The sequence below is a fragment of the Citricoccus sp. genome, from assembly GCF_032154715.1.
In the GTDB taxonomy this organism is placed as follows: domain Bacteria; phylum Actinomycetota; class Actinomycetes; order Actinomycetales; family Micrococcaceae; genus Citricoccus.
Genome location: NZ_JALDXU010000100.1, coordinates 1 through 12103 on the forward strand (window position 1 = coordinate 1; position 12103 = coordinate 12103).

Here is a 12103-nt window from a genome sequence, read left to right on the forward strand (position 1 = left end):
GTTCCCGGCACCGGCCCGGTACCGTGGCGGAGACCGCAGGCACGGCATCTTGGACTTCCACGGCGGTCAGGGCACCGACAAGACCGGTCAGGTGCCCATCAGTCGCAGATCTGTCAGGCACGTCGCGTCGTCAGCGTTGCGGGTGGAGACCATCGACGTCGCGGACTTGCCGTCATGCTCCACCGTCAGCTCCGCCTCGATTCCCCGCGGCAGCCACAGACCCACGAAACCGTTGTCGAAGGTCTGAAGCCGGTCCGCGATGAGGACCTCCCCGGTCGCCTGGTCCAGGACGGTGACGCGCACATCCTGGTTCCGCAGCTCGCCGAGGCACGTCGTCAGGCTGTGAAAGTGGCACTCGTGCGTCTGCGACTCGTACGGTGCCGCCGAGACGTAGACCTCGTCGGCCGGCATCGCCACCGCGGCCTGCCGACCACGGTCGTCGGCCACGACCAATTGTTCCGACTGGACCGATGCCACCAGGTCGGTGGGCCGCTCGGCCACGGCCTGCGTATCCAGGCGCTCGATGATCGTTCGGGCGTCCAGGCCGACCAGGCCGTGATCGGCCAGCAGATCCGGATCGCCCACCACGGCGGAATCCGAGCCTGGGGCACCGTCCGAGCCTGGCGCGCCGTCCGGGCCGGCCGCCTCCGGCCCGGCATCCAGCAGGTCTCGCATCTCGCGGATCTCGGCGTTCTGGGTCTCGATGATGTCCTTGGCCAGCGCGACTGCATCCGGATCCTGTCCGCCGGCGACCTCGTCCTCGGCCATCTGCACGGCCCCTTCGTGGTGTTCGATCATCCCCTCGAGATACAGGCGGGTCGCCTCCGCGGTGTCGGCTTGTTCCAGTGTCTCGAGCTCGGCGGGCGCCAGCATGCCGTCCATGCCCCCATGGTCCATGGAGCCGTGATCTGTCGCCTGCGGATCCACGCCCCAGTCCTCCAGCCAGGAGTTCATCTGCTCGATCTCCGGGGCCTGCGCGGCTCTGATCTCCTCGGCCAGGGTGGCGACCTCCGGCCTCAAACCATCTTTGGCCAGCAGGATGTCGGACATCTCGACGGCCTGTTCGTGGTGCGGGATCATCATCTGCGCGAACATGACGTCGGCTGGGCCCGCCTCCCCGCTGGAGGCCGCCGACGACTCGGTGGATGACGCGCCGGCACTGTCACTCGGCCTCGTCCCGGAGTCTCCGGCACAACTGCTCAGGGTCAGCGCGGCGGAGAGGGCCGCGCCGAGGATCAGGGTGTTCCTCTTCAGGATGGTGTTCATGGTGGTTCTCGTCTCTGCTGTCGTCGATCGGGAGAGGCCCGGTTGATCGGTCATCCGGGCACCAGTGGCTGAGGCATCCGCAAAAGAGCATGGATGCCAGCCGCTCACGTCCGACTGATGCAGAGTTCCTGCAGGGAAGGTGGCCGGGGCACGACATGGCGCACCAGACCCGGCAACGGTCCCGCGCGGGGCCGCTGGCCGGTGGAAACGCGCAGCAGGCGTGGCGGTGTCAGCACGAAAAGCACCAGCAGCAACGCCACCAGGCAGGTCATCGCCAGGCCGAGATGGGCGGCGGGGCAGCCCTCACAGTCCAGGTCCCCTGCCGCGCCGGCCGCACCACCGTGGGTCGAGGAGCCACCGGTGGTGCCGGCGGTGCCGTCGGCGTGGTGCATCCCGACGCCGGCCACCGGTGCAGCGTCCCCGTCACCGGAGTGCACCACGCCTGGGGAACCGGTGGTGTGGGCGGCAGGAGCCGAGGCACCCTGTGCCGGATCGGACGCGGCCACGGCGGTCTGCACCTGCATGGTGTGCATGGCCAGGACCCCGAGCACCACCAGCACGGCCAGGAGGCCGCCCAGCAGAGCACAACGGGGGCCGGCCCGCAGGCGGCACCGGCTCGAGGCGCTGGACAGGGTGAACACGGCGTCCAGTCTAGGATCCTGCGTCCGCTTCACCGGCCAGCGTGGCCGGACGCAGGTCCACCTTCCGCAGCAGCTGGGCGTTCAGTGCTACCACCACCGTGGACAGGGACATGAGGATCGCCCCGACGCTCATGGGCAACACGAACCCGATCGGCGCGAGGACACCGGCGGCCAGAGGGACCGAGAACAGGTTGTATCCGGCCGCCCACCACAGGTTCTGCTTCATCTTCCGGTAGCTCGCGCGGGACAGCTCCGCCACGGACAGCACCGCCCGCGGGTCGTCGGAGGCCAGGATCACGCCGGCCGAGGCGATCGCCACGTCCGTGCCGGCACCGATCGCGATCCCGACGTCGGCCTGGGCCAGCGCGGGGGCGTCGTTGACACCGTCTCCCACCATGGCCACCTTGCCGCCCTCCTCCTGCAGCTGCTGGACCTTGGCGGACTTGTCCTCCGGCCGCACCCCGGCGAAGTAGCGCTCGATGCCCAGCTCACCGGCCACGGCGGCCGCCACGGCCTCGGCGTCGCCGGTGATCATGACCACCTGGACGCCGCGGTCCCTCAGACCGGTCACGGCGTCCCGGGACTCGGGCCGGATCTCGTCGGCCAGTCTCAGGGCGCCGGCGACCTGGCCGTCCACGATCACGTGCAGGATGATCGCCCCCTCCTCACGCCAGTCGTCGGCGATCGGCAGCTCGCCCATCCCCTCCTGCTCCAGCAGGTACGGTCCACCCACCATCACCGTGTGCGTCGCGGCCTCAGCCCCTTCCCCGCCGCGGTCCCCGCGCCCGTCCTTGCCCCCGTCCGCACCGATCACGACGTCGGCCCGGACCCCGACCGCCGGAGAGGAGGAGAAACCGCTCGCGGCGGGCACCTCCAGGTCCCGCTCGGCCGCCGCGGCGACGATGGCCCGCGCCAGCGGGTGCTCGGAATCCGCCTCGGCCGCGGCCGCGAGCGCCAGGAGGCGGCCGGCGTCGTACCCGGTGGCCGGTTCCACGCCGGTGACCGCCGGGGCACCCTTGGTCAGGGTGCCGGTCTTGTCGAACAGCACCGTGTCCACGGTGCGCATGGCCTCCAGCGCGAGCCGGTCCTTGACGAGCACGCCGCCGCGGGCCGCCCGCTCGGTGGCGATCGAGACGACGAGCGGGATGGCGAGGCCGAGGGCGTGCGGGCAGGCGATGACCAGCACCGTGATGGTGCGGACCACCGACTCGTCCGGCAGCCCGAGGGCGGTCCAGACGATCGCGGTGATGACAGCGGCACCGAGGGCGAACCAGAACAGCCAGGCGGCCGCCCGGTCCGCCAGTCGCTGCGCACGCGAGGACGAGGACTGGGCCTGGGTGACGAGCCGCTGGATGCCCGCCAGGGCGGTGTCCTCACCGACGGCCGTCACCTCCACGCGAATCCCTGAGTCCGTGGCGACGGTGCCGGCCACCACGGGATCGCCCTCGGACCGGCGCACGGTGACCGACTCACCGGTGATCATCGACTCGTCCATGGACGCCGAGCCGTCCACCACGGTGCCGTCGGCCGGGACCCGGCCGCCCGGCCGGACGATGACCACGTCTCCGTGGCGCAGTTCGGACGGAGCGACGGTGGTGATGGTGCTTCCGTCGGGCCCACCGACGCGTTCCGCCTCGTCCGGCAGCAGCGCGGCGAGGGAGTCGAGTGCGGAGGTGGTCTGGGCCAGGGAGCGCATCTCCACCCAGTGGCCCAGGAGCATGATGACGATCAGCAGGGCCAGTTCCCACCAGAATTCAAGTTCGTGGTGCAGCAGACCGAGGGTGGCACCCCAGGAGGCGAGGAAGGCCACCGTGATCGCCAGGCCGATGAGCAGCATCATCCCCGGTTGGCGCTGGCGGATCTCGCTGACCGCCCCGGTCAGGAACGGCCGGCCGCCCCAGAGGTACATCACGGTTCCGAGGACCGGGGCGATCCAGGCTGCCCAGCCGGGGACCTCGTAGCCGAGGATCATGCCGAACATGGGCGAGGTCGCGACCACCGGGACGCCCATCGCGAGCATGATCCAGAACAGGCGGCGGAATTGGCCGACATGGTGCGAGTGATCGTGACCGCCGTGCTCACCGTGCTCCCGCTGGCCTCCGTGCTCGCTGTGGCCTCCGTGCTCGCCATGACCGTTGTGACCGGGGTGCTCGCTCTGCGGCTGCTGGCGGTGATCCTGACCGGCGTGCTGATCAAGTGGGACGTGTCCGCTCACGGTCGTTCCTTTCGCTCGTGTTCCTCGTGAAGGCCCCGCTGGGGCCCTTGTCGCGGCAACCATACCCCTGGGGGGTATCTGAATCAAGGCGGGACCCACGCGATCCGTCGCCACTGGACCGGTTAGCGATCAGTAACTAGAGTCGGCACCGACCGATCTTCGTGATCCCGATCACACCCGCTGACAGGAGTCCCATGACCACCCAGCTCTCCCTTGACCGCGGCGAGACCAGCACTCCCCTCTTGGAGGAGACCATCGGCGCGAACCTGGCCCGCACCGTCGCCGCCTTCGGCGAGCGCGAAGCGCTGGTGGACGTGCCGAGCGGGCGGCGCTGGACGTACGCGGAGTTCGCGGCCGACGTCGACCGCGTGGCCACCGGACTGCTGGGGATGGGCATCGAGACGGGTGACCGGGTGGGAATCTGGGCGCCGAACCTGCCCGAATGGACGCTGATCCAGTACGCCACCGCGCGGATGGGCGCGATCCTGGTGAACATCAATCCGGCCTACCGGACGGAGGAGCTCCAGTACGTGCTCCACCAGTCCGGGATCCGCACCGTGGTGGCGGCGGGATCGTTCAAGACCTCGGACTACGAGGCGATGCTGACCCAGGTCGAGCCCCACTGCCCAGAGCTGCAGGACGTGGTGATCATCGGCGGCGAGGAGTGGAACCGGCTGGCCGGCACGGACGCGGACCCGGTCCGCCTGGAGCGGATCGCCGCGCATCTGACCCCGGACGACCCGATCAACATCCAGTACACGTCCGGCACCACGGGCTTCCCCAAGGGCGCCACCCTGTCCCACCGCAACATCCTCAACAACGGCTTCTTCGTCGGCGAGCGTGTGCAGTACACCGAGGCCGACCGGGTCTGCATCCCCGTGCCCTTCTACCACTGCTTCGGCATGGTGATGGGCAACCTGGCGTGCACCACCCACGGGGCGGCCATGGTCATCCCAGCCCCGGGATTCGACCCCACCGCCAGCCTGCACGCCGTGGCCACCGAGCGCTGCACCTCCCTGTACGGGGTGCCCACCATGTTCATCGCCGAGCTCGGCCTGGAGGACTTCACCTCCTACGACCTCTCCACCCTGCGCACCGGCATCATGGCCGGCTCGCCCTGCCCGGAGCACGTGATGCGCCAGGTGATCGAGCAGATGAACATGCGGGACGTCTCCATCTGTTACGGGATGACGGAGACCTCCCCGGTCTCCCTCCAGACCACCGCGGGGGACAGCCTGGACCAGCGCGTCGGCACCGTGGGGCGCGTGGGGCCCCACCTCGAGGTCCGCGTGGTGGATCCGGTCTCCGGCGAGGTGCTGCCCCGCGGGGAGGCCGGCGAGCTGCAGACCCTGGGCTACTCCGTGATGAAGGGCTACTGGAACGATCCGGACAAGACCGCCGAGGCCATCGATGCCGAGGGCTGGATGCACACCGGGGACATCGGCCTGATGGACGCGGACGGCTATGTGCAGATCACCGGCCGCATCAAGGACATGGTGATCCGCGGCGGGGAGAACATCTACCCGCGCGAGATCGAGGAGTTCCTCTACACCCACCCGGACATTGTGGACGCCCAGGTGGTCGGAGTGCCGGACGAGAAGTACGGCGAGGAGTTGATGGCGTGGATCCGGATCCGCGAGGGCGCCCCGGAGCCCACCGCCTCCTCACTGCGTGAGTTCTGCTCCGGAAAGATCGCGCACTACAAGGTGCCCCGCTACGTGCAGGTCATCGAGGAGTTCCCCATGACGGTCACCGGCAAGGTCCGCAAAGTGGATCTGCGAGCGCAGGCGATGGACCTGCTCGCCTGAGAATCCGCAGGGCGGCCGGAGGTGATCCGGAGTCAGCCCAGGCGTTGCCGGATGCCCCGCCCCCGCTCATCATGCGATGATCCGGGTGTCGCACGCCGAATCAGGCGCGACACCCGGAAATTCGCAGGACGAGGTTGTCGACCGGAGCGACCAGAGCAAGGAGGCTCATGCACGAGGAGTTCACGGCCCATGCCCGGGACGGCTTTCCGCTCGCGATCCAGACTGGCGGGCCCGAGGACGCCCCAGCCCTGCTGCTGCTCCCCGGCCAGGCGAACTCGCACCACTGGTGGGACGGGATCCGCACCGCTTACGAGGACACCCACCGCACCGTCACCGTGGACTATCGCGGCACCGGCCACAGCCGTGGAGACCTGGGCGACTGGACCACCGCTCTCTTCGCCGAGGACGCCGTGGCGGCCCTGGACCATGCGGGGATCCACACCGCTGCCGTGTTCGGCACCTCCATGGGCGGTCGCGTGGCGCAGATGCTCACGGTGAACCACCCGGACCGGGTGACCGCCCTGGTCCTGGGCTGCACCTCCCCCGGCGGGGAGCATGCCCACGAGCGCAAGCAGGAGACCCGGCAGTGGCTGGCGCAGGGGTCCCGCGAGGAGCAGCAGGCCAAACTGCACGAGCTCTTCTACACCCCCGACTGGCCCGGACGGCCCGAGGACAGCACCCTGCTCGGCGATCCGACCATGAGCCCCCGCGAGCAGGTGGGCCACCGCCGGGCCAGTGACCGCCACGATGCCTGGGGCGCCCTGCCGTCGTTCACCGCCCCCACGCTGGTCCTGCACGGCACCGAGGACCTCATGGTCCCGGCCGAGAACGCCGCCCTGATCGCCCAGCGGATCCCCGGCGCCCGGCTGCGCCTCTATCCGGGCGGCCGGCACGGGTTCTTCGAGGAGTTCGCCGAGCAGGTGGTGCCGGACGTCCTGGGATTCCTGGCCGACGTCGGCCCCTCGGGTTCCTGAGGCGGCTACCCGCCGCCCCGCACCAGCGTTTTGCGGGCAGAATTCACAAGTGGTTCTGCCCGCGAAACGCTGGCGGTTGGGTGGCTAGACCATGCCGGAGGACAGGAACGGCACCATCAAGGAAGTCACAAAGAGCACCAGCACCCCGCCGAGCCGGGTGGCGATGGTGGCGAAAGGAATCAGGTTCATGCGCTCGGCAGCGGAGAGCACCGCGACGTCGCCGGAGCCGCCCGTGTCCGCCATGACGAGTCCCGGCAGGAGACATGCCTCGATGAAGTAGAACTTCATGAAGTAGCCCAGGATGCCGGACACCACGGCAGCGAAGACCACGGTCGCGACTGTCATCAGCAGCAGCGTCGGGTTGCTCAAGGCGGCCAGCACACCGTCGATGTCGATGATCGAGGTCGAGAGCGCGACCACGAGGGCCGGGACGAAGGCCGACATGGTCAACTCGCTCCACGCTGACGAGGCCTCCTCGAGCTCCTTCGGGAGAAGCCCGAGGATCTTCACGGCGGCGGCGATGATGACCGCCCAGGCATAGTGGTGCAGGGATGGGATGAGCGCATTGAGCAGCATTCCGGCCAGCAGGATGATGCCCGCCAGGACCAGGCCCTGCGCCATGTGGACGAACCTGGCGCTATACACCTTCTCCTCCTGGACCAGGTCGCCGTTCGTGTCGTGCACCCGCAGTAGGTCGCCATTGCCGTTGAAGCCGACGAAGGGTTTTGCGCCCCGTTTGCCGATGCCGTTGAGAATCGCCGCGAGGAACACGCAGAGCAGATTGGCGAAGATGACCACGGACATCAGCTCGCTGAGGAAGTCGGCGGCGTTGCCACCGGTCTGGGCCGCGTACATGTCGGACATCGGCAGGGCGCCCAGCGGCAGGCCACCGGCCATGATCGGCCCAGCCACGAAGAGGATGGCCTTCACGAATCCGAAGCCGATCGCGGCGCCGATGGCACCGACGGCGAGGAAGACAAGGACGACGGTGCCGGCCACCGGGAGCAGGTAGCGCAGGCCGGCCTTGATGAGCAGCTTTCGGGGCATGCCGAGGATGGCGCCGGCGATCACGCCCATGATGACGAAGTCCGTGAAGCCCTGGTCCTCGACGAAGGTGTCGATCACGGTCACGACAGACTCGGGCATCACGCCGACCTGGACCAGGATGGCTGGGACGATCAGGCACAGAATGATCGGCAGGCCGAAGTCGCGCAGCACCGGGAGGCTGTCACCGATCTTGGTGAGGGCCCCGGCGATCACCATGGTCACCGTGAAGCCGATGAGCATGGACGGCGGGAGGTGGTCCGTCACCGCCGCCACCGTCAGCAGCAGGAAGAGTGCGGCAAAGTAGACGAGCGGGATGCCCATCACCTTGACGGACGTCCACCACCTCCCCGTGGTGCCGTCCGCCGGCCCGGAACCACCCGGGGGGTTCGTCTCGCGGTAGGTTCCGGACAATCTGCCCGGATGATCCTGGGTGGCGGTCGGCGCTGCGGTGTGGTTCGACATGTGGATCTCCTAGCTGGGCTGGACGGCACGGATGCGCCGCCGTTCGGGAGTGCTGCTGTCTGGTGGTGCTTCTATCAGTCGGGAGCGTCGGTTTCGGTGGCGGCCACGAGGTTCTCGAGATCTTGGGCGGCGGCAATCGTCTCCAGGAGTCGGTTTTCGGCCTCCTGCGCGAGGACGCACTGCCGGACGATCTGGGGGAAGAGGTCATGGGGGACCACACACACGCCATCCCCGTCCGCCACGAGATAGTCGCCGGGACGGACCACGGCGTTGCCCAGGGCCACCGGTCCGTTGATCGCCACCGTCTCGGCGCGGTATCGCACGGCGTGCGGGGTGCGGCCGTGGGACCAGACCGGTAGCCCGGTGGCCGTGATGGAGTCGCCGTCTCGCGCGCCGCCGTCCGTCACAACGCCGGCCACCCCGGCCTTGCGCGCCCAGGCGGCGGAGAGTCCGCCCACCACGGCGAGGTCCGAGAGGGCTCCAGCGCCGACTACGGCGACGTCCCCGGGCCGGGCCACGCCGTAGAGGTCCCGGTCGCCCAACTGGAGGCCTGCTCCGCGGTCCCGGTTGGCGGAGACGTCCCCGTCGAGAGGCGCGTAGTGCAGGGTGACGGCGGGGCCCACGATGCGCTGGCCGACGGTCAGCGGCGACATCTCGGTGCTCGTCAGCACCGCGCCGCGGCTGGACTTGTCCAGGGCATCGGCCACCGCCGAGCTGATGTCCGGCAGGGCCAGCAGCTCCGCACCCATTGACTCAGGGTGGCGGGGCACGTCCACGGTCCGGATGAGCTCGGACGGCACACGTCCTGGCAGCCGTCGCCGGACATCCTCCGGCAGTGAGGCGCCGGCGCTGGTGGCGGTGGGGGCGGCCATCGGCTCAGGCCCCTGCTTGGAGACGGATGGGCGTGGGCATCGGGGCGTCTCGGGTCAGCGGGACTGCCGGCTTGCTCCGCCGGCGCCGCCCCTCGAATGCCGCGATCTCGTCCTCGGCCTGGAGGGTCAGGGAGATCTCGTCGATGCCGTTGAGCACGCGCCAGCGGAAGTCCGCCGGGTACTCAAAGCCGAAGGTCATCCCGGCCACGGAGACCTCGAGTTTCTCCAGGTCCACGGTGACCGGCTCGTCCGGGTGGTTTTCGACCTGCTTCCAGAGCTGCGTGATCGAGTCCTGTGGCATGGTGCCGGCCACAAGTCCGTTGGCCGCGGCGTTGTTGCGGAAGATGTCCCCGAATCGCGTAGAAAAAACGGCCCGGAAACCGTAGTCCATGATCGCCCAGACGGCCCATTCCCGGGAGGAGCCGACCCCGAAGTTCTCCCCCGCGACGAGCACGGTGGCGCCGTTATACTGCGGCTGGTTCAGCACGAAGTCCGGCTCCGTGCGTAGATCCGCCATCATGCCCTCGCCGAAACCGGCCTTCGTGACCCGGGTGGCGCAGAAGCGCACGGGGATGATCTGGTCCGTGTCGATGTCCGTCTTGCGCAGCGGGACGGCTGTGCCGGTGTGGGCGGTGAATGCTTCCATGTCAGCCTCCTTCAGAGGGCAGGTCGGAGGGAGAGGTCGGTCGGTTCGGCGAGGCGGCCCAGCACGGCGCTGGCTGCTGCCACGCGCGGGGACACCACGTGGGTGCGCGCACCCGGCCCCTGACGGCCCTCGAAGTTGCGGTTGTTGGTGGAGGCGGAGCGGTCGCCCACGCCCAGCCGGTCGGCGTTCAGCCCGACGCACATGGAGCAGCCCGAGTGTCGAAACTGGACGCCGGCGTCCTCGAAGACCTGGTCGAGCCCCTCCTCGATCGCCTGACGACGGACCGTCTCCGAGCCAGGGACCAGGAACACCTTCACGTCCGGGGAGACCGTCCGGCCCTTCCACACTTCAGCCACGGACCGAAGGTCCTCGATGCGGCCGTTCGTGCAGGAGCCGATAAACACGGAGTTGATGGCGATGGATTTCATGGGCGTGCCGGGTTCCAGCCCCATGTACTCCAGGGCCCGCTCGGCGGCGGCCTGCTCGGTCTCGTCGCCCAGCCCGACCGGGTCCGGGACAACGCCGGAGATCGTCACCGTCTGGGACGGCTTGGTCCCCCAGGTCACCTGGGGGGACAACGTGGCGGCATCGATGTGCACCTCCCGGTCGAACACGGCGTCCTCATCTGAGGTGAACGTCTTCCAGTATTCGACCTCGGCGTCGAACGCGGCGCCGGTCGGCACGAACTTCCGCCCCCGCAGGTAATCGAAGGTGACCTCGTCCGGGGCCACGATCCCGGCGCGGGCCCCGGCCTCAATGCTCATGTTGCATAGGGTCATCCGCCCCTCCATAGACATGCTTCGAATCGCCGAGCCCTGGTACTCGATGACGTGGCCCTGGCCACCGCCGGTACCGATCTGCCGGATCATGGCCAGCGCCACGTCCTTGGCCGTGACGCCCTCAGCCAGCTCGCCCTCCACGGTGACCCGCATGTTTTTCATCTTGCGCATCGGCAGGGTCTGGGTGGCCAGCACATGTTCCACCTGCGAGGTGCCGATGCCGAAGGCCAGAGCCCCCATCGCGCCGTTGGTGGTGGTGTGCGAGTCACAGCAGACCACGGTCATCCCGGGCTGCGAGATGCCCAGCTCGGGGCCGATCACGTGCACGATGCCCCGGGATTCGTTGCCGAGACTGTACAGTTCGATCCCGAATTCCTCGCAATTGCGCCGGATGTGGCTGACTTGCAGGGCCGCCGGGGTGTTCGAGATGTCCCCAAGGATGTTCGTGGTTGGGACGATGTGGTCCTCCGTCCCGAGCGTGAGCTCTGGGTGCCGCACCCCGCGTCCGGCCTCCCGCAGCCCGTCGAACGCGGCGGGGGTGTTGGCCTCGTGCAGCAGGTGGAAATCGATGTAGATCAGGTCCGTGCCGTCGTCGTTATGCCGCACGACGTGCTCGTTCCACATCTTGTCCGCGGCCGTGAGCCCCGTGGTGGCCCTACGGCCGGAATCTGGAGCGGTGTTATCGGGACTGTCAGTCAGGGTGGTGGTCATCAGGAGAGCATCCTCATCGGGTCGTTCAGGGCGCGGCCGAGGTCGGCCAGGAAGGTGGAGATGGCGGCACCGTCCACGATGCGGTGGTCGGCGGAGACGGAGAGGGTGGTGACCTGGCGGACGGCGAGTTCGTCGCCGACCACCCACGGCTTCTTGGCGATCTGGCCGAAGGCGATGATGGCACACTCCCCCGGATTGATGATCGGGGTGCCGGCGTCCACGCCGAACATGCCGACGTTGGTGATCGTGATGGTGCCCCCGGCCTGGGCCGCCGGCGTGGTCGTCCCCGCGCGGGCCGTCCCGGCCAGTTCTGTGATGGCGCTGGCGAGCTGGGCGAGACCAAGCTCCTGGGCGTCCTTGATGTTGGGCACGATCAGTCCGCGGTCCGTGGCGGCGGCGATCCCGAGGTTCACGTAGTCCTTGACCACGATCTCCTCCCCGTCCAGAGACGCGTTCATCTGCGGCGTCCGGGCCAGCGCCCAGCACACGGCTCTTGCCAGCACCGCGAGCGGGGAAACCTTGACGCCCTCGCCGAAAGACTGCTCGGCTTTGGCGCGGGCCAGGTAATCCATGGTGGCCGTCACGTCCACGTCGAGGAACTCGGTGACGTGAGGCGCCGTGAAGGCCGAGGCCACCATGGCCTTCGCCGTCGCCTTCCGCACGCCCTTGACCGGAATCCGGG

At 69.0% G+C, this 12103-nt stretch carries 10 protein-coding genes; 2 read left to right on the forward strand and 8 right to left on the reverse strand.

The window, feature by feature from the left end:
• Nucleotides 1-87: 87 nt before the first annotated feature.
• From RUH65_RS13425 to RUH65_RS13435, 3 genes are all read right to left on the reverse strand, one after another.
• Complete coding sequence (locus RUH65_RS13425) at nt 88-1266, reverse strand: CueP family metal-binding protein (RefSeq protein ID WP_313818064.1); 1179 nt, start codon at nt 1264-1266, stop codon at nt 88-90.
• A 104-nt stretch (nt 1267-1370) separates the two neighbouring features.
• The gene (locus RUH65_RS13430; RefSeq protein WP_313818065.1) at nt 1371-1907 is read right to left on the reverse strand and encodes a hypothetical protein; all 537 of its coding nucleotides are present in this window, start codon (nt 1905-1907) and stop codon (nt 1371-1373) included.
• A 10-nt stretch (nt 1908-1917) separates the two neighbouring features.
• Nucleotides 1918-4185 carry a heavy metal translocating P-type ATPase gene (locus RUH65_RS13435; protein WP_396180279.1) on the reverse strand — a complete coding sequence of 756 codons (2268 nt, stop codon included), beginning with the start codon at nt 4183-4185 and terminating at the stop codon, nt 1918-1920.
• A gap of 131 nt (nt 4186-4316) precedes the next feature.
• On the opposite strand from RUH65_RS13435, the gene RUH65_RS13440 reads away from it, so the two are divergent.
• Both RUH65_RS13440 and RUH65_RS13445 read left to right on the forward strand, forming a co-directional pair.
• The gene (locus RUH65_RS13440) at nt 4317-5930 is read left to right on the forward strand and encodes an AMP-binding protein (protein WP_313818066.1); all 1614 of its coding nucleotides are present in this window, start codon (nt 4317-4319) and stop codon (nt 5928-5930) included.
• A gap of 167 nt (nt 5931-6097) precedes the next feature.
• Complete coding sequence (locus RUH65_RS13445; protein WP_313818067.1) at nt 6098-6904, forward strand: alpha/beta fold hydrolase; 807 nt, start codon at nt 6098-6100, stop codon at nt 6902-6904.
• Nucleotides 6905-6988: 84 nt separating this feature from the next.
• Here RUH65_RS13445 and RUH65_RS13450 read toward each other — a convergent pair whose 3' ends face one another.
• The 5 genes from RUH65_RS13450 to RUH65_RS13470 all read right to left on the reverse strand — a co-directional run.
• A complete protein-coding gene (locus RUH65_RS13450; RefSeq protein ID WP_313818068.1) occupies nt 6989-8413 on the reverse strand; it encodes a 2-hydroxycarboxylate transporter family protein in 1425 nt (474 codons plus the stop codon).
• A 74-nt stretch (nt 8414-8487) separates the two neighbouring features.
• A complete protein-coding gene (locus RUH65_RS13455; RefSeq protein ID WP_313818070.1) occupies nt 8488-9285 on the reverse strand; it encodes an RraA family protein in 798 nt (265 codons plus the stop codon).
• A gap of 4 nt (nt 9286-9289) precedes the next feature.
• A complete protein-coding gene (leuD, locus tag RUH65_RS13460) occupies nt 9290-9931 on the reverse strand; it encodes a 3-isopropylmalate dehydratase small subunit (RefSeq protein ID WP_313818072.1) in 642 nt (213 codons plus the stop codon).
• Nucleotides 9932-9942: 11 nt separating this feature from the next.
• Entirely contained in the window at nt 9943-11334 is a 1392-nt protein-coding gene (gene leuC / locus RUH65_RS13465; protein ID WP_313818077.1) for a 3-isopropylmalate dehydratase large subunit, read from the reverse strand.
• 86 nt (nt 11335-11420) lie between these two features.
• The coding region (locus RUH65_RS13470; protein WP_313818073.1) for a dihydrolipoamide acetyltransferase family protein at nt 11421-12103 on the reverse strand (683 nt) is incomplete at its 5' end.